At 40.2% G+C, this 19,970-nt stretch carries 18 protein-coding genes; 9 read left to right on the top strand and 9 right to left on the bottom strand.

Features of this window, described 5'->3' with window-relative positions:
• The first annotated feature begins 107 nt into the window (after positions 1–107).
• From dctA to BM015_RS21325, 6 genes are all read left to right on the top strand, one after another.
• Complete coding sequence (dctA, locus tag BM015_RS01715; RefSeq protein WP_090653878.1) at positions 108–1,325, top strand: C4-dicarboxylate transporter DctA; 1,218 nt, start codon at positions 108–110, stop codon at positions 1,323–1,325.
• Between the two features lie 93 nt (positions 1,326–1,418).
• Positions 1,419–1,775 (top strand): DUF3175 domain-containing protein, encoded by a 357-nt coding sequence (locus BM015_RS01710; protein ID WP_090653876.1) that lies wholly within the window; start codon positions 1,419–1,421, stop codon positions 1,773–1,775.
• A 212-nt stretch (positions 1,776–1,987) separates the two neighbouring features.
• Positions 1,988–2,959 (top strand): PIG-L deacetylase family protein, encoded by a 972-nt coding sequence (locus BM015_RS01705; protein WP_090653873.1) that lies wholly within the window; start codon positions 1,988–1,990, stop codon positions 2,957–2,959.
• A gap of 43 nt (positions 2,960–3,002) precedes the next feature.
• Positions 3,003–4,004 carry an ATP-grasp domain-containing protein gene (locus BM015_RS01700; protein ID WP_090653871.1) on the top strand — a complete coding sequence of 334 codons (1,002 nt, stop codon included), beginning with the start codon at positions 3,003–3,005 and terminating at the stop codon, positions 4,002–4,004.
• 17 nt (positions 4,005–4,021) lie between these two features.
• Positions 4,022–5,551: a glycosyltransferase family 2 protein gene (locus BM015_RS01695; RefSeq protein ID WP_218148411.1), complete on the top strand. Its 1,530-nt coding sequence runs from the start codon at positions 4,022–4,024 to the stop codon at positions 5,549–5,551.
• The gene (locus BM015_RS21325) at positions 5,506–5,757 is read left to right on the top strand and encodes a hypothetical protein (RefSeq protein WP_143075721.1); all 252 of its coding nucleotides are present in this window, start codon (positions 5,506–5,508) and stop codon (positions 5,755–5,757) included. Before BM015_RS01695 ends, BM015_RS21325 begins: the two co-directional genes overlap by 46 nt.
• Before the next feature lie 150 nt (positions 5,758–5,907).
• On the opposite strand, the gene BM015_RS01690 is transcribed toward BM015_RS21325, so the two are convergent.
• Positions 5,908–6,750: a YaiO family outer membrane beta-barrel protein gene (locus tag BM015_RS01690; protein ID WP_090653867.1), complete on the bottom strand. Its 843-nt coding sequence runs from the start codon at positions 6,748–6,750 to the stop codon at positions 5,908–5,910.
• Between the two features lie 110 nt (positions 6,751–6,860).
• Positions 6,861–7,544 (bottom strand): LytR/AlgR family response regulator transcription factor, encoded by a 684-nt coding sequence (locus tag BM015_RS01685; RefSeq protein WP_090653865.1) that lies wholly within the window; start codon positions 7,542–7,544, stop codon positions 6,861–6,863.
• Positions 7,545–8,145: 601 nt separating this feature from the next.
• Between BM015_RS01685 and BM015_RS01680 the strand changes: the two genes are divergently transcribed.
• The gene (locus tag BM015_RS01680; protein ID WP_090653863.1) at positions 8,146–10,428 is read left to right on the top strand and encodes a cation:proton antiporter domain-containing protein; all 2,283 of its coding nucleotides are present in this window, start codon (positions 8,146–8,148) and stop codon (positions 10,426–10,428) included.
• Between the two features lie 200 nt (positions 10,429–10,628).
• Positions 10,629–12,476, top strand: coding sequence for a 2-oxoacid:acceptor oxidoreductase subunit alpha (locus tag BM015_RS01675; RefSeq protein WP_090655143.1), 1,848 nt, complete (start codon positions 10,629–10,631; stop codon positions 12,474–12,476).
• A gap of 76 nt (positions 12,477–12,552) precedes the next feature.
• Here the strand turns inward: BM015_RS01675 and BM015_RS01670 are convergent, their stop codons facing one another.
• The 7 genes from BM015_RS01670 to BM015_RS01640 form a co-directional block, all read right to left on the bottom strand.
• Entirely contained in the window at positions 12,553–13,293 is a 741-nt protein-coding gene (locus BM015_RS01670) for a 3-keto-disaccharide hydrolase (RefSeq protein WP_090653861.1), read from the bottom strand.
• Positions 13,294–13,299: 6 nt separating this feature from the next.
• Positions 13,300–13,701, bottom strand: coding sequence for a c-type cytochrome (locus BM015_RS01665; RefSeq protein ID WP_090653859.1), 402 nt, complete (start codon positions 13,699–13,701; stop codon positions 13,300–13,302).
• Between the two features lie 81 nt (positions 13,702–13,782).
• A complete protein-coding gene (locus tag BM015_RS01660; protein WP_090653857.1) occupies positions 13,783–14,202 on the bottom strand; it encodes a c-type cytochrome in 420 nt (139 codons plus the stop codon).
• A gap of 25 nt (positions 14,203–14,227) precedes the next feature.
• On the bottom strand, positions 14,228–15,283 hold the full coding sequence (locus BM015_RS01655) for a sugar phosphate isomerase/epimerase family protein (protein WP_090653855.1): 1,056 nt from the start codon (positions 15,281–15,283) through the stop codon (positions 14,228–14,230).
• Positions 15,284–15,477: 194 nt separating this feature from the next.
• Positions 15,478–16,560 (bottom strand): NADH:flavin oxidoreductase/NADH oxidase, encoded by a 1,083-nt coding sequence (locus BM015_RS01650; protein WP_090653850.1) that lies wholly within the window; start codon positions 16,558–16,560, stop codon positions 15,478–15,480.
• A gap of 166 nt (positions 16,561–16,726) precedes the next feature.
• Positions 16,727–17,326 carry a 3-keto-disaccharide hydrolase gene (locus BM015_RS01645; protein ID WP_090653849.1) on the bottom strand — a complete coding sequence of 200 codons (600 nt, stop codon included), beginning with the start codon at positions 17,324–17,326 and terminating at the stop codon, positions 16,727–16,729.
• Positions 17,327–17,414: 88 nt separating this feature from the next.
• Positions 17,415–18,176, bottom strand: a complete 762-nt coding sequence (locus BM015_RS01640) for a DeoR/GlpR family DNA-binding transcription regulator (protein WP_090653847.1) — start codon at positions 18,174–18,176, stop codon at positions 17,415–17,417.
• 209 nt (positions 18,177–18,385) lie between these two features.
• Here BM015_RS01640 and BM015_RS01635 point away from each other — a divergent pair, with 209 nt between their 5' ends.
• Positions 18,386–19,960, top strand: a complete 1,575-nt coding sequence (locus BM015_RS01635; protein ID WP_245751164.1) for a glycerol-3-phosphate dehydrogenase/oxidase — start codon at positions 18,386–18,388, stop codon at positions 19,958–19,960.
• Positions 19,961–19,970: the final 10 nt, after the last annotated feature.

Here is a 19,970-nt window from a genome sequence, read left to right as displayed (position 1 = left end):
AAGCAAACCCATTTATCTATACTAAAGTAATCCTTATTAATAACCAAGGCATGCATTTAATACTGCTGTAATTCTTCCTGAACTTATAATTAAGTTATTATTGTCTTGTGAAAAAACTATTTACCAATTTAACATTTTGGGTGCTTGTTGCCATAACAGCCGGCGCACTGTTAGGAAATTTCTATCCTGGCACTGCCATAAAAATGAAGGTATTCGGTGACTATTTCATCGTGCTGATTAAATATTTTATTTACCCTATAATTTTCTTAACCATATCGCTTGGCATCAGCAACATGGGCGACCTGAAAAAAACGGGCCGCGTTGGTGGCAAAGCATTATTATATTTTGAAATAGTTACAACGTTTGCATTATTAATTGGCATTATAGTTTCTCATTTTATACAACCGGGCCGCGGCGTTGACATTTCATCTATAAAAGGCGGCGATATTTCTGCATATATAAAAGAATCAAAAGAATTTAGCTGGCTCCAGTTTTTAAAAGATAATCCAACGCTCCAGATATTAATCGTTGCCATAATTTTTGGAATATGGTTAAGCAGGTATAACAAAAAAGAAATTATCATTACTCCGCTTACCAATATTTCGAGATATGTTTTTAAAGCTTTGCATTTTGTAATGCTGCTGGCGCCGCTTGGCGCTTTTGGCGGCATGGCTTATACCATTGGCAAGTTTGGCATACATACATTATTGCCTTTAATAAGGCTGATGGTATGCGTTTATATTACTTGTTTGTGTTTCATTTTTATTGTGCTTGGTTTATTGCTGCGTTATTATAATATCAGTATTCTTAAATTTTTAAAATATATACGCAACGAACTTTTAATTGTATTGGGTACCTCTTCATCAGAAGCAGCATTGCCTTCATTGATTGAAAAGCTGGAACGCATGGGTTGCACAAAATCGGTTACAGGGCTGGTGGTTCCCGCAGGTTATTCTTTCAATCTTGATGGCACAACCATTTATCTTTCTATGGCTGTAATGTTTCTTGCGCAGGTATATAATATTGAGCTTACGCTTCACCAGGTGTTTGTTATTATTGGCGTTTTACTTGTAACATCAAAAGGTGCAGCAGGCGTTACGGGCAGTGGTTTTATTGTGCTTGCATCAACCCTTACAGCTGTGAAAGTAATTCCCATTGAAGGCCTTGCATTTTTGTTAGGCGTTGACAGGTTTATGAGCGAAGCAAGGGCGCTTACCAATTTTATAGGTAACGGTGTGGCTACCATCTGGCTTTCCAATAATGAAAAAGAATTCGACAGGAGTAAGATGAACGAGGTATTATATGGGCAGGGAAATAGAGAATAGTTTTAAACCATTCCGGTGGGTGCCGTAAAAAAATAAATTCCTAAACCCCTCTGAAAGCTGGTATTATGATTGTGCTGTTTTATAAAAAATATTATGGCAAAAGCAGCATCCGCTAAAAAAACGAAAAGCACTGCGAAAAAATCTGCTTCAAAAGAAACTACCCGGAAGGCAGCACCCAAAAGATGGTCGAAAAAGGTTACGCAAACCAGCAATGCGATGGATTTGGAAAAAAATATTTTCAAATCAACAGATGCGAAAAAGATTGCTTTATCGGTAAAGCGTTCGGCAGAAAGGAGCAAACGGAGAAAAGCAGGCCCTTTTCAATCTGCCATGAGTATGATTAATTTTTACGAAAACAGAGCAGGCGATAATCTTAGCGCTGCGCAAAAGAAGGTATTGGATGATTCGAAAAACGAATTACGAAAATTATTCGGAAGAGACGAGAAATAGATACAATCCTTCTTAATTCAGTCTTTTAATTTAGGGTATAAAACCCAGGCTTTTAAACCTTGCCAGCTTTAAACATCCGGGTAAAACCATTCTTGAACCCTGCCCCGACAGATTTTTAAATCCATTCAACGATAATAATTATCATTTCACCGATATGAAATATAAAGGGCATAACCGGCTGATAATTTTGCTCTCGCAAATTAAAAATTTATATGAACATCGTAATTGTTGGCAAGCTTGCAGAAACCCAGATACTTGCCGATGAACTGGAAGCCCAAACCGCACAAAAGTGCGAACAAATGGAACTGACTGCTGATATTGTTTACCGTATTCAAAAGAAACGCTGGCATTTAATAATAATGGCAGTGAATTATGAAAACCTGGCCACAGCATGCACAACTCTTTATTCCATCAAACAAAACAATCCTTCTTCGCACGTAATATTAATATCTGCGAATAAAGATGTGGATTTAATGTCTTCAGCGCTGGATAGCGGCGTTAACCACTTTTTGGTTTACCCGCTGGCTACACAGGTTTTGCTGGAAAGGTTATCAACCGAAATAAAAACCATCCGCGAAACTTTGAATATAAAGAAAGTGCTGGCAATCGGCGCTCACCCGGATGACGTTGAAATTGGCTGCGGCGCCAGCTTAATGAAGCACGCTGAAAGAGGCGATAAGGTGCATATTCTTACACTCACCAATGGCGAACAGGGCGGCAGTATAGATATCCGTTACAAAGAATCGCTTAAAGCGGCTGAGTATGTAAATGCCAATTTATATATGAAAAACCTGAAAGATACTTTTATAACTGATGGCCCTGAAACCATTAAAACTATTGAAGAAGTTATAGCTAAAGTGCAGCCCGATATTATTTATACGCACAGCATAAACGATAATCACCAGGACCACAGGAACACTTATCATGCAACTATGGTGGCTGCACGTGGCGTTACGCAGGTGTATTCTTACTTAAGCCCATCATGCAATATCAACTTTAAGCCTTTGCGCTTTGAGCATGTTGAAAAATATATGGATGATAAAATTGAAATGATCTCATTCTTTCATTCCCAAAAAACAAAATGCGCTTACCTCGCCGATTCGTTGATAAGATCAACCGCAGAATACTGGGGCCGTTTTTCAAGGTATGGCATTGTTGAACCCTTTGAAGTAATTCGTGCCTAATAAATAACCAAACCAATTAATAAAAAATTTTAAAAAAGAAATTATGAATATCTTAATTACAGGAGCAGGCGGGCCCGCCGCAATATGCGCTTACAAATCTTTATCAGCAGCCGGTTATAATATTTTTATGGGTGATATGGATCCCATGTCTGCCGGTTTATACCTCGTTCCAAAAGGCCAGCAGTTTATATTACCTGCCGGTAAATCTGAAATGTTTGTTCCCTTCTTGCTTGAGCTTTGCCAGAAGCATAACATTGATCTTTTAATACCTACATGTGATGTTGAATTAATGCCGGTGGCAAATAACATTGAAGCATTTGAAGCTATTGATTGCAAGGTGTTGGTTTCACCTGTAGATGCACTGGAAACCTGCCAGGATAAATATCTTTTAATGGAAGCCTGCAAAAAGAATGTGCAGTTAGGTGATTATGATTTGTTTGAAAACTTTTTAGCTAACCCGCATTTTAATAATAACTGGATCGTAAAGCCAAGAAACGGCAGTGGTTCAAGGGATATATTTAAAGTAACTAACCGCGAAGAACTGGAAAACCTGGCACACCTGGAAGGAAAGAATTTTATGGTGCAGGAATTTTTGGAAGGCAAAGAATACAGCATAGATATGATGATTGATAAAAATGGTAAAGTGTGCGCTGCTGTTGCCCGTGAAAGAATGAGAACAGATTCAGGCGTTGCCGTTACTTCAAAAGTTACTAAGAAGAAAGAGATTATTGAATATGCAATAGCTGTGGCTGAAAGTTTAAACTTAAGGTTTGCCATTAATGTGCAGGTTATTGATACAGAAAACGGGCCTATGTTGCTTGAAATAAACCCGCGTTTCTCCGGAGGCCTCAGCCTCATCATTGCAGCCGGTGCAGATATACCTTTAATGTGCGCAGAAAATATTTTGTTTAACAGGCCGGTGGCTATTGTGGCCGATTATAAAGAGATTGCTATGGTGCGTTATTTCCAGGAAAAATTCTTCGACCCTTCCCTCTTTTTGAATGAAGAAGAACATGCACCCGAAACATTAGTATTGGCAGTTTAAATATTATTTGGTGAGTTGTGAAATCACTCACAACTCACAATAACACTATTACAAGCTTTTTCATGCCGCTTATATTTGATTATATCGCCATTTTTTTTGCACTGCTCGGTACTATACCTGTATGGGCGTCGCTGTACCAGTTTTTTATGATCGGCATTCATGGCATAAAGAATCATTATAAACACACGGCTGCTTATATGCCCAGGGTTGCGATAATTGTTCCGGCATGGAATGAAGGTGATGTAATTGGTAACACAATCGAGCATCTTTTATCGATGGATTATCCAAAACATGCACTAAGAGTATATGTGGTGGATGATGCCAGCACAGATCATACACCTGATGTTGTAAAAGAAAAGCATGAACAATATCCTGATAACGTTTTTCATTTAAGAAGAGAAAAAGGCGGCCAGGGAAAAGCGCATACATTAAATCACGGTATTAATATAATACTTGAAGAAAACTGGGCTGAAGCTTTATTGATTATTGATGCCGATGTTTTATTTGAAAAGAATGCACTGCGTTTAATGACGAGGCATCTTGCTGATAAAAATGTGGGTTCTGTTACGGCATATATCAAAGAGGGCAGTGCACCAGGCAATTTCATTTCAAAGTTTATTGCGTTTGAATATATAACGGCGCAGGCCGCATCGAGAAGAGCGCAGAATGTAATGGGGTCGCTGGCTTGTTTGGCAGGCGGTGCGCAATTACACAGCCGTGAAAACCTGCTGGCTATTGGCGGAAAAATAGATACATCATCACTTGCAGAAGACACATTCACCACTTTTAAAACTCAACTGAATGGCCGCAAAGCTGTGTTTGATGGCAATGCAACCGTTTGGGCTGAAGAGCCGGGCTCTGTTGTTGCAATATGGAAACAAAGATTAAGATGGGCGCGTGGCAATGTGCAGGTAACAAAAGCCTTCAAACATATATGGCTCAATAAAAAGAACGGAAAGAAATTAGGCAGCTTTAGTTTTTCTTTATTATGGTTTGCTATTTTATTGATGCCGGTATTTATGATATTGTCATCAATCGGTTTGATATGGCTGTTTTTTTCCAACTTCAGCGAATCGTGGCTGCTGTTTAAACAGTTGTGGATTGTTAATGCATTCACTTATTTATTTGTAACCATTTATTCGCTCATCATCGATAAGCAAACTGCAAAAAAAGCATGGCTGCAGGGTGTGCTGTTCCCCGGCATTATTTCGCTCACTATCATTGTGCTTTCCTGCTTTCCTGCTGCTATAGATGATTTCATTCATTTTGTAAACGGCATGACGCAGGCCGACCTTGGATTAACACAAAAAATTATTGTATTGTTTATGTATGCCTGGGCTTCATTATGCATGCTCTTTGCATATTGGGCTTACATCGCCGATAAGAACAAAAAGCCTTACTGGCTATCACTCACTTTATTATTGATTTCAGGTTTTGGCGCATTACTCTGCACCATTACGCTGTACTCTTATATAATGGAATATAAAAAAGCTGAATTAAAATGGGACAAGACTCAAAAATCGGGCAAAGTAGTTATAGCAGGTTAGCTGTACCGCTTTCAGAAGAAGAAGAAAATATGCTGCGCTATGCAGCTTTGCATGAAGCAGAAATTAAGGCGGATAAGAAAAAAGAAAAAAGACTTTTTATCTGCCAGGTTTTATTGGTAACTGCATTGATTGCAGCAGCTTTTATAAAGGAAAGGTTTTACCCAAGTGACGTGGAGTGGATCAATTGGTTGTTTAGCAAGTTTTAGTTGATGAAAATAAAGCAAAATCAACCTTAACCCTTTTAACTGTATAATATTTTTTAAAGATATAGCTCTTCAATCCTAAGCACCATTGAGTATAAAGCAAACGGCCCTAAGCCCTTTAAAAAACAATATAAAATACTATGAATGGGCTTCTTACAATTTTCTGCTTACCATTAAGCCCGGCATATAAATATTAAAATCTTTGTCGCTTTTAGAGTCCTTATAATGTTCATAAGTGAAGTGTAATTCAAGGTTCCATTTGGCGCCAACCGGTGTAGTAAATAAAGCATTTACAGTTTGTGTATTCATTTTTGATGCAGGTATATCCGTTACATTTTCGGGTTGAAAAATATTATAGCGATCGCCTATGCCATAGTTAAGTGAAAAAAACTGGTCGCCTTTAAAATAATACCGGTAATTAAAATTGTTTACAAAACTCAGTTGCTTTTTTTGTTCAACCATGTATAATGTGTAACCAAAAAAATGTTTATCAATTTGCTTGCTTACGCCAACCGGGAATACAAAACTCCTGCTATCATTTTTAGGTGCATAAACCCTGGCGCCCGCCTGCAGTTCCCAGCCTTTTCCCGGAACAAAGAAATTAGAAAATCCAGCAATAAATGCCGGAAAAAATTTACCATCAGAACCGGCCAGCAAAATATTAATGTAATCTTTCTTTGAAAAGTTATGATAGTATTCAGAAAACAACTGTGCGCTATAATCATGACCGCTGAAAGCATTATTAAACTTTAAGATCAGGTGATCATTTTTCCCTTTTATGGAATAACCTGCGCCAATTTGTGTAATGTTTACTTCCTGCGGCGAATACCGCAGTTGGTCAACAGATAATAGTAATTTTTGCTGCGGCTTTTCTTTAATTGTTGTATCGCTAAAAACCGTAACCTGTGTTACTGTATCAATAATATTACAGCTGTTTTCTGCAATTGCTTTTGTATAGAATAACTGAACAAGAATGAATAAGCCGATATATTTCATCTGTTATTTTTTATTTTAAGCAGGCCAGGTGGAACGCCTGATTAACATTCCTCTGCATATCAAAATTTTACATAGGCGTTTCATGCCGTGTTTGTAGTTTGATTTTTTTATCAGATTATATTCAGCCTGTCCATTATTACTTTGCGGTGTGCTTTACTTATGGGTATAACGTGCTTGCCTATAAGGATGGTATTATCTTCTATATCGCTTATCTTTTTTGTGTTGATGATATAAGAGCGGTGCACTTTTACAAAAGCGTCCGGGTTTAATTTTTCCTCAATGCTTTTTAAAGTGGCAAGCGATAAAAATGTTTTTTCCGTTGTTACAAATTTTACATAATCGCCCACAGCCTCAATAAAATTTATATCATTATCATGCAATCTTATGAGCTTGCCATCAGCTTTAATAAAAATATCGTTTGACACACGCGCTTTTTCGTGGTTAATGCGCGGCTTAATCTTTTCTATCGATTCTTTAAACCTCGGCAGCGTTATAGGCTTCTTTAAATAATCAACAACGTTATATTGAAATGCCGTAAAAGCATATTCCGTTTTTGAAGTGGTGAGGATAATATAAGGACGGTAAGGCAACTGGTCAAGCAGGTCGAAACCTGTTACATCAGGCATTTCTATGTCAAGAAAAATAAGGTCGATCATTTCTTTAGACAGGAAATCGAGCGCCTCCCTGGCGCTGAAAAATGTTCCGTGAAGTGCCAGTGAACTTTCCTGTTCCACAAGGCGGCGTAAATGAAACGATGAAATGTGGTCGTCTTCAATAATAATGCAATCAATCATTTTCCTTGTATGATTTTAATATCCTGGCTTTATATTTTATAACCGTTGTCATCTTGCTGCCAGATGTTGCCGTTAATCTTAGCCGGTTCAGAATTATGCATTTGCATTATTACGGGCTTCTAACAGAGAATTTCATTCATTACCTGTTATGGTTAACAACCCGCATGCCACGTAACCATCTTACATGCATTTCTTAACCGTAGTGTTTCCACATCCAGCAAACCCAACAGTCTTTATTTACGAAACTTACCGCAGGAGAAGATAATTATTATTGTTCGTTGCTTTTTCAGTTTATACTTTTTATCGGGCCTGCGTGTATCAAGTCTTTCACAATGGACTCTGTACAAAAATATATAAAAAAGATATTGTTGAAATATAAGTTGCAAACTTACCTGCAGTTTTTATGATGAATATTGATTGAAATCAATATGCCGTCTGACAGAGGATAGTTTTTTTGCTATCCCGGTATATTAAAAATAAAAATTTGATATTGTTTTCAGGCTAAAAAAATCCGGGGAAAAGGGGTAATTTTTATCGCAGAATTTTTGTTTTTTATTATCTTCCGCAGGTCAGCATCTATCTGAAATTAATACGAATAAGTATGGGCCATTTACCAAAATTGATAGAAGACTTAGCACTTATTCTTGTAACAGGTGCTATTACCACTTTAATTTTTAAGAAGATAAAACAGCCATTGGTGCTGGGTTATATTATTGCAGGCCTTTTGGTAGGGCCGCATTTTTCTATTACGCCAACTGTTGCCGATAAGGAAAACATTGAAACGCTGGCAGAAATTGGCGTGATCTTCCTTTTATTCAGCCTGGGTCTTGAATTTAGCTTTAAGAAACTCATACGCGTTGGCGGTGCTTCAACCATTACCGCATTTACAGAAATTGTTTTCATTGTAACTGCTGGTTATTTTGCCGGCAAATGGATGGGATGGTCGAAGATGGACAGCATTTTTTTAGGCGGCATGCTGGCAAGCTCATCCACTACAATTATTATTCGTGCTTTTGAAGAAATGGGTGTGAAAACAAAACGGTATGCCAATGTGGTGTTTGGCGTGCTGGTTGTGGAAGATATAGTGGTGATATTATTAATGGTGCTGCTTTCCACCATGGCAGTAAGCCAGCAATTTGAAGGCGGCGAACTTTTGCAGACTGTTTTGAAGCTGCTGTTTTTCCTGGCTTTATGGTTTATTATGGGCATATTCCTGCTGCCCACCTTATTAAAGAAAGCAAAGAATTTAATTAATGATGAGACACTGCTTATTCTTTCCATTGGCCTTTGTTTAGGCATGGTAATACTGGCAACGAAGGTTGGTTTTTCTGCCGAGCTTGGCGCATTCATTATGGGTTCCATATTTGCGGAAACCACTTCTGCTGAAAAAGTGGAGCATATTATCAAGCCTGTGAAAGATCTTTTTGGCGCTGTATTTTTTATATCGGTCGGTATGATGATAGACCCTGCCGCTATGATTGAATACAAGTGGCCCGTATTAATCGTTACACTGCTTACGGTTTTTGGTAAGCTGTTTAGTACAACAATAGGCGCCGTTCTTTCCGGCCAGTCGCTCAAGCAATCTGTACAGGTGGGCATGAGCATGGCGCAGATAGGTGAGTTTGCCTTTATCGTTGCCACGCTTGGGCTTAACCTTGGGGTCATCAGCAATTTCCTGTTTCCTGTGGCGGTGGGTGCATCGGCCATTACTACATTTACAACTCCCTATCTTATTAAATATTCAGAACCTTTTTACAATTCTTTATTACGCATACTGCCGCAAAGGTTTGTAACGGCAATTGAAAATTATTCTTCCGGTGCTCAAAAAATCCAGGCGGAAAGCACCTGGAAAAGGGTACTTGGCTCATATATAAAAATAGTCTTTATAAATGCATTTATACTCCTTGCGCTTAGCCTGATGGCATTTAATGTGCTTGTTCCATTTTTGAATAAAAATATACAAGGCAATATATGGCCTGGCATAGTTTGCCTTGTTGCTTTGCTTGGGTTGGGCGCGCCTTTCCTGCTGGCGCTAATGACGAGAAAACCCGATAGCATGGCTTACAGGGAGCTTTGGCTTGATGAAAAATATAGTAAAGGCCCATTGCTCATTATTGAAGTTGTAAGAATAATGATCGGTATTGCCCTTATAGGTTTTTGGGCTGATAAATTAATTTCGGCGAGAGCCTCTGTATTGCTGCTGGTGCCGGTTGCCATTGCTTTCTTATACCTTTTCTCTAAAAGAATACAAAGGTTTTACCAGCGTATTGAAGGCAGTTTCTTAACTAACCTCAATGCAAGGGAAACGGCCGCGTTAAAAAACAATGCACCGGAAGAAATGCTTAAAAAAGCGGCCAGCCTCCGGTCGCAGTTATTGCCCTGGTCTGCCGGTATAATTGATATGGAGGTAAACCCGAATGCTGATTACATTGGCAAAACTTTGCTGGAGCTTGGATGGCGTGAAAAGTATGGAATTAATGTGGCCTATATAAAACGCGGACAGAAACTTATTCATGCACCTAACCGGTATAACAAACTGCTTCCATACGATCATGCCGGTATTATTGCCACAGACGAACAAATGCAAATGTTTAAACCGGTATTTGAAAATGCCGATGTAACAGAATCGGAAAACTCGGAGATCGCCAATATTGTTCTGCAAAAAATTGTAGTGGACGAATACAACCGTCTTAAAGGGTTAAGCATCCGGGAATCACGCATCCGCGAAAAAACTTCCGGTCTTGTAATAGGTATTGAAAGAGGTAATGAGCGAATTCTAAACCCTGATTCTTCTACCGTATTTGAATGGGATGACGTGGTGTGGCTTGTGGTTGACAGGAATAAATTTAAAAACTGGCAGGAAAGCCTGGGAAATTCCGCATAGCTAATCAATTATTGATCAATCTTCTGACTATTTCCGTTTGCACATAATTATTTCGTAAATCGTTAATAGCCAATTAGCGCTTTGCAGGAATTTTGCAAACGGCAAATAGCTTTCATAACAGTAGCAATTCTTCATGAAATGTAAAATTGCCGGCACTGAATTTTTATATAACTAACTTTGCACCCATTTTTTTAAGAGATATGGAAAAACAAGATGTTTTGCTGAGTGACGTAGTGATTAAGTTTGCAGGCGACAGCGGTGATGGCATGCAGCTTACCGGAACCCAGTTTACCAATAACACAGCCCTTCTCGGCCTCGACCTGGCCACTTTCCCCGATTTTCCGGCAGAAATTCGTGCACCGCAAGGCACTTTGCCGGGTGTGAGCGGCTTCCAGTTGCACTTCTCTTCTGACCGCGTTTTTACCCCTGGTGATATGTGCGATGTGCTGGTGGCGATGAACGCAGCGGCGCTGAAAGCGAACCTCGCTTTTTTGAAAAAAGGAGGAAGGATCATTGCCAATATTGATGGTTTTGATGCCAAAAATCTTCGCCTCGCCAATTATATTGATGGCATTAACCCGCTGGAAAACGGAAGCCTTGATAGTTATGATGTAATTAAAATAGACGTTACCAAACTCACCCGCGAAACGCTGAAAGATTTTCCTGAGCTTGGTATGAAGGAAAAAGACCGCGCCAAAAACATGTTTGTGCTTGGTTTTTTATACTGGATGTACAATCGCAGCCTCGACAGTACTATTAATTATCTTGAAGAAAAGTTTGGAAAGAAGGAAAACATACTTGCCAGCAATATAAAAGTGTTGCAGGCCGGTTATAATTATGGTGATACCACCGAAACCTTTACAACGCGTTATAAGGTGGAGAAAGCCAGGATGCCTGCAGGCACCTATCGCAGCATCATGGGCAACCAGGCATTGGCGTATGGCTTAATTGCCGCCAGCGAAAAAAGCGGCCTGCCTTTATTTTTGGGAAGTTATCCCATTACGCCTGCATCAGATATTCTGCATGAATTAAGCCGCCATAAAGCATTTGGCGTAAGAACCTTCCAGGCTGAAGATGAAATTGCGGCCATTACATCAGCCATTGGCGCAAGCTACGGTGGAAGCCTTGGCGTAACCACAACATCAGGCCCCGGTATGGCTTTAAAGTCAGAAGCAATGGGTTTGGCAGTAATGCTTGAAATTCCGCTGGTGATAATTGATGTGCAGCGTGGCGGCCCTTCAACCGGGCTTCCAACCAAAACAGAACAAAGCGATCTGCTGCAGGCTTATTATGGCAGGAATGGTGAATGCCCCATGCCGGTGATTGCCGCAAAAACGCCAAGTGATTGTTTTAATGCTGTTTTTGAAGCAGTAAGGATTTCGCTCCAGCACATGACACCGGTTATATTTTTAAGCGATGGTTATATAGCTAACGGTGCAGAGCCCTGGCGTTTTCCAAAAAGTGAAGACCTGCAGCCGATACATGTGAAATTCAAGACAGACCTGGAAGAAGATGAGCATAAATTCCTTCCTTATAAACGGGATGAAAAGCTCGTTCGCCCCTGGGCCATACCCGGTACGCCGGGTTTGGAGCATCGGATAGGCGGCATTGAAAAGCAAAATATTACCGGGAACGTAAGCTACGATCCGGAGAACCACCAATTGATGGTAAACATCCGCGAGAAGAAAGTGGAAAATATTGCCGATTATATCCCTTTGCAAACTTTAGACAGCGGCCCTGAAAAAGGTAAAGTGCTGGTACTTGGCTGGGGAAGCACCTATGGCGCTATTGAAAGTGCAGCAAGGCAATTGCAGTGGGAAGGCCATGCAGTAAGCCATGCACATCTACGTTATCTGCGGCCTTTTCCAAAAAACCTTGGAGAGATATTAAACAATTTTGAAACAATATTAGTTCCTGAAATTAATAACGGGCAATTGATAAAAATTATCCGTGATAAATATTTAGTTGACGCCAAGGCTTACAATAAAGTAAAGGGCGTGCCCATTGCAAAGGGTGAGTTGGTGGAAGAGATAAGAAAGTATTTGTAATATCTGTAAAGCATTCATAAAAAAATCCCGCAGAATGATTTACGGGATTTTTTATTGGAATAATATCAAGGCTTTGTTACAGCTTCTTAATCATAATATTCCTGAACCAAACATCATGACCATGATCCTGCAATGCAATATGTCCTTCTTTAAAGGTACCGAAAGCAGGCCATTGTTTAAACTTGCTATTGGCAATCATCTTTGTCCAGTTATCATCAAAAATAGTAGTGTTTACAACGTGGACGCCGTTCAGGTAAAAATCAAGCTTGCCATTGTTACTTACTATTTCCACGCTATTCCATTCTTCGGCAGGCTTTACTGCACCGGGCGTTGCTTGTATCATATCATATAAACTACCAGCGCGGTGGGTGGGCGTTTTATTGTCTTCATTTCTTTCATCATCCAGCACCTGCATTTCAGGCCCGGTTTTGTAAGTGTCCTCATATTTTGCCTTATCATCCTGCACATAAAACAAAATACCGCTGTTGCCGTCTTTGGATATTTTCCAGTCGAGCTTTAAATCAAAATTGCCAAAGCTGTCGTTGCTTACAAGGTCTCCGTCTTCAGCTTTTGAAGCCGAATTAAGATAGATTGCCCCGCTGTCAGCAGACCATTTCCCGGTGCCGGTTTGCCCGAATGCATGCCAGCCATTCAAGGTAGAGCCATCAAACAAAGAAATCCATCCTGTATCGCTTGATGAAGTTTCTGTGGTTGCATCTGCCGCAGCTGTTGTATCTGTTGCTGCCGTATCGGAAGACGAAGAATTACATGCTGCAAAGAGTATGGATGCTGCCGCAATCGTTTTTAATAATCTCATGTGGTTTTATTTATTTCTTAATAATAAAATATACTTCACCATTTGTTCTGCGTCTGCCTGTGATAATGCAGGGTGCGGCGTCATAGCCACCTGGCCCCAATCGCCCACGCTGCCATTAATAACTTTCTGGGCCAGCATGCTTACATTCTCAGGTGTATTCTCAAATTTATTTGCAACATCCCTGTAAGCAGGGCCAGTAACTTTTTCATCTACTTTATGGCAGGTAAGGCAATCGTTTGAAGCAACGAGCGCCAGGCCTTTCTGATAATCAGGGTTTGATGACAGATCATTCGATGGAGCAGCCGGTGCTTCTGTTGAAGATGAATCTGATGTTTCGCTTTCTGTTCCGCTGTTATTGCAGGCTGCAATTACTGCGAGTAATGCAACTGTTACAAAATACTTTTTCAATTGATTCTGATTTTAAAAATGAAATAATAGATTGTCAAAATAATGTCACAAATTTATTGAAGCCGGTTCATGAATGGTAAATTATTTTAAAGTATCTGCATAATTCCTTAGCGATAATATGTAACGGCACATTGCTTCCGCCTCATCATTTGTTAAGCGTGGATGTGGAGTCATCGCCGCATTTCCCCATAAACCCCTGCTTCCTTTTATAACTGCAGTGGCAAGATTTTCAATATTGCCCTGGTTCAAATCATACTTTTCTGCGATTTGCCTGTAAGATGGCCCGATGCTTTTTTTATCTATCTGGTGACAGGTAAGGCAATCATTTGCTGCTATCAGTTTTCCCCCGGCATTAATATTTCCAGTATCTGAGCCAATGGCTGAACCGGTATTAATAAGATCCTGCGTTGCATTCGCACTGTCGCTTGCTTCTGTTTCTCCTGTTCCCGCGCCACACGAAGCAAACATTATTGCGGCTGCAATAATCAAAATAAATTTCATGATATAAGCTTTTGTTTGACTTATATCACTGCAATCCTAATACCAGCCTGTTTAAATTTTCATCTGCGCCTGCAGATGCAAAATCATCGAATGCCTTTTCTGTTACATGAATAATGTGGTCTTTTATGAATTTAGCGCCTTCTGTAGCACCGTCAACCGGATGTTTCAAACAGCATTCCCATTCCATTACGGCCCATCCCTTAAAATCATATTGCGCCAGCTTACTGAATACAGATTTGAAATCCACCTGGCCATCGCCCAATGAGCGGAACCTTCCGGCCCGGTTAATCCAGCTTTGATAACCGCCATAAACGCCTTGTTTGCCCGTTGGGTTAAACTCTGCATCTTTTACATGAAACATGCGGATGCGTTCATGATAATTATCAATATATTCAAGATAATTGAGGCATTGCAAAATAAAATGCGATGGGTCATACAGAAGGCAGGCGCGTGCATGGTTATTTACTTTTTCTAAAAACATTTCATAGGAAACGCCGTCATGCAAATCTTCGCCGGGGTGAATTTCATAACACAAATCCACACCGCATTCATCAAATGCATTTAAAATAGGCAACCAACGGTTGGCCAATTCTGTAAAACCTGTTTCAACGAGGCCTGCCGGACGCTGCGGCCAGGGATAAACTGTTTGCCACAGCAAAGCGCCGCTGAATGTAGCATGTGCATTCAGGCCTAAATTCTGGGAAGCTTTTGCGGCCCACTTTAATTGCTGTACGGCCCATTCTGTTCTTGCTTTTGGATTGTTATGGTATTGTTCAGGCGCAAACCCGTCAAACAAAACATCGTAAGCCGGGTGCACTGCCACCAACTGGCCCTGCAAGTGCGTGGAAAGTTCCGTTATCTCTAATCCCAGTTCGTTGATTTTTCCTTTTAATTCGTCTGCATAAGTTTTGCTTTCGGCTGCTTTCTGCAGATCAATGCAGCGTGCATCCCATGTGGGAATTTGCACACCGGCAAAACCAAGGCCTTTCGACCATTTACATATAGATTCCAAACTATTAAAAGGCGCTTCATCGCCTAAGAATTGCGCAAGAAAAATACCGGGACCTTTAAGTGTTGTCATAATGTTGAGAATTTAGCGATCATTAGATGTATTACAATAGAATATATTTTGGCTAATATAAAACTCTTTTTAAAAGAGGATTGTGTGATGCAGATTTTTTTAAAGTCCGGGGTTGTTTTATATAAGGAATGTTGAATTGTATTGCTGTCTGTAACAACAATATCATGCATGCAGTGTATGCGGATATTAATGGATTATGCGTTAGAATGTTTTTTCTCCTTTGCCCTTTCATATTGAACCGGCCATTGTACATCAGCATCTAATTCTTTTGCAGCATGCAAGGTAAAGTAAGGATCACGAAGCATTTGCCTTGCAAGAATGATGAGATCAGCCTGGCCTTTCTGCAATATATCTTCAGCCTGTTGCGGAGTTGTTATTAATCCTACAGCTCCGGTTAATATATCAGCACCTTGTTTTATTTTTTCTGCAAAAGGCACCTGGTATAAAGGCGCTGCCGGTATTTTTTGATTAGATGAATTACCGCCGGAGGAACAATCAATTAAATCAACACCTTTATCTTTTAAAAGCTTTGCCAGTGCAACAGAATCTTCAATAGACCATCCGTCTTTCACCCACTCAACTGCAGATATGCGCACAAATAAAGGCAAAGCATCTGTAAGCACAGAACGCACCACATCCACTACTTCGAGCAATAATTTTACACGGTTTTCAAATGAACCTCCATATTCATCATTGCGTTTGTTACTAAGCGGTGAAAGAAATTCATTCAATAAATAACCATGTGCTGCATGTATTTCAATCACCTTAAAGCCTGCTTGCAGTGCCCTTAAAGCCGCATTGCGAAAATCCTTTTTCAGTTGTTCAATATCGGCAACAGTCATTGCCTTTGGCAATGGATCAGTTTCTTTAAAACTGATAGAGGCTGGTGCTAATGTTGTCCATGCATTTTCTTCAGATTTTAAAGGCCGGTTGCCTTTCCATGGGCTTGTATGGCTGGCTTTTCTGCCGGCATGTGCAAGCTGTATGCCGGGTATGCTGCCCTGGGCTGCAATAAATGTGGCGATGCGGTTTAAAAATTCTATATGTTCATCTTTCCAAATACCCAAATCATCCGGCGTGATGCGGCCTTCGGGCGATACAGCCGTAGCTTCTGTAAATACCAATCCGGCTCCTCCAACGGCGCGGCTCCCGAGATGCACCAGGTGCCAGTCGTTAGCAAAACCATCAATACTGGAGTATTCACACATGGGTGATACCACTATGCGGTTCTTGAATGTTATGCTGCGTATTGTTAAAGGTTCGAAAGCGAGTGCCATTTTTATGTATGCTTATGAAAAAACCGGAGTGCCTGTAATTAATTGCTCAAGAATTAATTGTTAATATAAAATATTCAATGAGCAATTACATAAGTTTTTCATTGCCCATTGAATATTGTTTTGCTGAATATTGAGTATTGCTTCGATAAAAGTCCAGGGCGTAATATTATTTCAATTCTTCTACTTCAATATTTCTCCAGCGCACTTTAATGCCGCCGCCTTCATGTATCTGCAAGGCAATAAAACCATTGCCTTCACCAATCTTTGCATCTTTTATATAGCACATCTGGTGGCCGTTTAACCAGGTAGTTACTTCATCGCCATTTACTTTTATTTTGTAAGTATTCCATCCGCCCTGTTTTAAATATTGCTCATCTTCAGCCTTGGGTTGCACAAGCCAGCCGCGGCCATAAGATTCATAAATGCCACCGGTATGGTGCCCTGCGGGAGCCACCTCAGCCTGCCAGCCGCTTATTGTCACGCCTTCAGGAATATGGGAACGGAAAAATACGCCGCTGTTGCCATTGGCTTCCTGCTTAAACTCAAGCGTGAGTATAAAATTCTTATAGTCTTTATTGGTGGAGAGATAGCCATACTGTTTATCAGGGCCGCTTTCGCAAATCAATTCTCCATTGGATGCATACCATTTTTCGGTGCCATGAATAGTCCAGCCAGTCAGGTCTTTCCCGTTAAATAAATTTTCTTTTTTCTGCGCTGATGCAAACAAACAAAAAAGCAAGCCTGTGCAAACAAGTAATGATCTCATAATAAATTTTTTGTAACGAAGATAAGTGAACAATGCATGTTTAGCTTACCTGTCTTATTGCAGATATTTAGTAATTATCCTTTTCTTTTTAAACCACTGTTACTTCAATTCCCAGATTTTCAAGCTGCTTTACAAAATGTTCGGAAATGCCGGCGTCTGTAATAATGCGGTCCACTTTATCGAGGCCGCATATTTTTCCAAAACCCCTCTTTCCAAATTTTGTTGAATCAGAAAGCACAATTACCTTTTGAGAAGCTTCAATCATCTGCCTGTTTAAATGCGCTTCCATGGCGCTGGTGGTGCTAAGGCCAAATTCAAGATCAATTCCATCCACACCCAAAAATAATTTGGTGCACGAAAAATCTGCCAATATGCTTTGTGCGTAAGGCCCCGTAACCGAAGATGAGGTTTTGCGCAAAATGCCGCCTAACTGCAGCACTTCAATATCGGGCTGCTGTAATAGTTCCAGTGCAACATTTAAGGAGGCCGTAATAACCGTTAGGTTTTTTTTATTCTGAATTTTTTTGGCGAGCGCCAGCACCGTAGTGCCGGAAGCGATAATAATTGAATCATTATCATCTATTAGCCGGGCCGCTGCGGCGCCAATTTTTGATTTCTCGCCAGATTGTAATTTCTCTTTTTCATTTACCGGCCTGTCGATTGTATAAGGATTTTTAAGAGTTGCTCCTCCATGCGTACGGAAGAGAAGTCCCTTTTCTTCCAGCAGTTTCAAATCCTTTCGTATGGTTACGCGGCTTACCCTTAATTCTTTATATAGGCTGATAACATTCAGGTCGCCTTCCTGGTGCAATTTCTCAAGAATAAGCTGATGTCTCTCTGTACTAGTCATACAATTTAAAGGCTAAATATAAACAAAATTTTAGGTATATCAATTATCAATAATACCAGGTGTTAGTTTCTTTTTTATTAAAAATATTTTCCTTTTATTTCTTTTTTATTCTATTTTTATTCCTGAACACTCATAAATGGAAGTTAAACGAAACTAAAAGAAATAGATTGATGCAGGAAGAAAACGGGCTTCTGAATCGTAAAAAGGCATTGAAAAGGTTAGAGGATCAAGTGGTTTGGGACATAATTGTTATAGGTGGCGGCGCCACAGGGTTGGGAGTTGCTGTGGATGCGGCCAGCAGGGGTTACTCAACTTTATTACTGGAGCAATCAGATTTTGCCAAAGGAACATCAAGCCGCAGCACCAAACTGGTACACGGCGGTGTTCGTTACCTGGCGCAGGGTAATATAAAACTTGTTTACGATGCCTTGCGCGAAAGAGGAATTCTAATGAAAAATGCGCCTCATATTGTAAAAAAACAGGCCTTTGTCATTCCCTGTTACAGCCTTTGGGATAAGATCAAATATCTCACGGGTTTAAAATTGTATGACTGGCTTTCGGGACGTTTTAGTTTCGGCCGTTCAAAATATATCAGTAAAAATAAGATGACCGGTATAATGCCCGGCATCAGGCAGGAAAAATTAGTTGGCGGTATAGAATATTACGACGGCCAGTTTGATGATGCAAGGCTTGCTATAAATCTTGCTGAAACCAGCGCAGCCAATGGAGGAGTTACGTTAAATTATTTTAAGGTAAACCAGTTGCTTAAAGAAAATAATAAAATATGCGGTGTTATTGCCACTGATATTGAAACCGGTAAACCTTATCACATTCAATCAAAAACAGTTATTAATGCAACCGGCGTATTTGTAGATGATATTTTATGTCTCGATACGCCTGGAAAAAAACCAATCGTTCAGCCGAGCCAGGGTGTGCACCTGGTTTTTGATAAGTCTTTTCTAAACAGTGAGGCTGCTCTGATGATCCCTGAAACTGCAGATGGGCGGGTACTGTTTGCTGTTCCCTGGCACAACCACGTATTGGTTGGCACTACCGATACGCCATTAAATAAGCACACGCTGGAACCCAGGGCGCTGGAAGCAGAAATAGATTTTATACTGAAAACAGTGCGGCAATATTTCTCGAAAGCTATAACAAGAAAAGATGTTTTAAGTGTTTTTGCCGGTCTGCGTCCGCTGGCTGCACCGCAAAAAGAAACAGATAGCACGAAAGAAATTTCAAGAGACCACAAATTAATGGTAAGCCCGTCTGGCCTTATTACAATAACAGGGGGAAAATGGACAACCTATCGCCAAATGGCAGAGGTAACGGTGAATAAAGCAATAGAAGTAGGCCATCTTAAAAAAGCTGACTGTAAAACGGCTGCGCTGCCCATTCATGGTTCAGCAACTGTAACAGGTAATAGCGACTATAGCATTACCGTTTACGGCAGCGATTATAAGAAAATCCAGGCTTTGGCAAATGAAGATCATTCGCTGAATAATAAAATCATTGAAGGTTTTCCTTATACCTGGGCCAATGCAATATGGGCAGTGCGGCACGAAATGGCAAGAACCGTGGAAGATGTACTGGCCAGGCGGCTGCGGCTTTTATTCCTGGATGCAGCGGCGGCCCTGGATGCAGCGCCGGTTGTTGCAGATCTGATGGCCGGTGAACTGGAAAAAGATGCCAGTTGGAAAAAAGAACAACTGGAAAGTTTCAAAATACTTGCAGCAAATTATTTATTGAAAACAGATCAAAAAATGGCAATACATAAAAATTAAAATTCAACGC

It is taken from the genome of Parafilimonas terrae, assembly GCF_900115755.1.
Taxonomy (GTDB): domain Bacteria; phylum Bacteroidota; class Bacteroidia; order Chitinophagales; family Chitinophagaceae; genus Parafilimonas; species Parafilimonas terrae.
The sequence above is the reverse complement of the archived record's forward strand: the minus strand, read 5'-3'. Positions and strand labels throughout refer to the sequence as shown.

Bases quoted from the DNA above. Each gene is read 5' to 3' on its own strand.
- BM015_RS01710 (WP_090653876.1), top strand. From the start codon at position 1,419: ATGGCAAAAGCAGCATCCGCTAAAAAAACGAAAAGCACTGCGAAAAAA.
- BM015_RS01705 (WP_090653873.1), top strand. From the start codon at position 1,988: ATGAACATCGTAATTGTTGGCAAGCTTGCAGAAACCCAGATACTTGCC.
- BM015_RS01700 (WP_090653871.1), top strand. From the start codon at position 3,003: ATGAATATCTTAATTACAGGAGCAGGCGGGCCCGCCGCAATATGCGCT.
- BM015_RS21325 (WP_143075721.1), top strand. From the start codon at position 5,506: ATGGGACAAGACTCAAAAATCGGGCAAAGTAGTTATAGCAGGTTAGCT.
- BM015_RS01690 (WP_090653867.1), bottom strand. From the start codon at position 6,750: ATGAAATATATCGGCTTATTCATTCTTGTTCAGTTATTCTATACAAAA.
- BM015_RS01685 (WP_090653865.1), bottom strand. From the start codon at position 7,544: ATGATTGATTGCATTATTATTGAAGACGACCACATTTCATCGTTTCAT.
- BM015_RS01680 (WP_090653863.1), top strand. From the start codon at position 8,146: ATGGGCCATTTACCAAAATTGATAGAAGACTTAGCACTTATTCTTGTA.
- BM015_RS01675 (WP_090655143.1), top strand. From the start codon at position 10,629: ATGGAAAAACAAGATGTTTTGCTGAGTGACGTAGTGATTAAGTTTGCA.
- BM015_RS01670 (WP_090653861.1), bottom strand. From the start codon at position 13,293: ATGAGATTATTAAAAACGATTGCGGCAGCATCCATACTCTTTGCAGCA.
- BM015_RS01660 (WP_090653857.1), bottom strand. From the start codon at position 14,202: ATGAAATTTATTTTGATTATTGCAGCCGCAATAATGTTTGCTTCGTGT.
- BM015_RS01655 (WP_090653855.1), bottom strand. From the start codon at position 15,283: ATGACAACACTTAAAGGTCCCGGTATTTTTCTTGCGCAATTCTTAGGC.
- BM015_RS01650 (WP_090653850.1), bottom strand. From the start codon at position 16,560: ATGGCACTCGCTTTCGAACCTTTAACAATACGCAGCATAACATTCAAG.
- BM015_RS01645 (WP_090653849.1), bottom strand. From the start codon at position 17,326: ATGAGATCATTACTTGTTTGCACAGGCTTGCTTTTTTGTTTGTTTGCA.
- BM015_RS01640 (WP_090653847.1), bottom strand. From the start codon at position 18,176: ATGACTAGTACAGAGAGACATCAGCTTATTCTTGAGAAATTGCACCAG.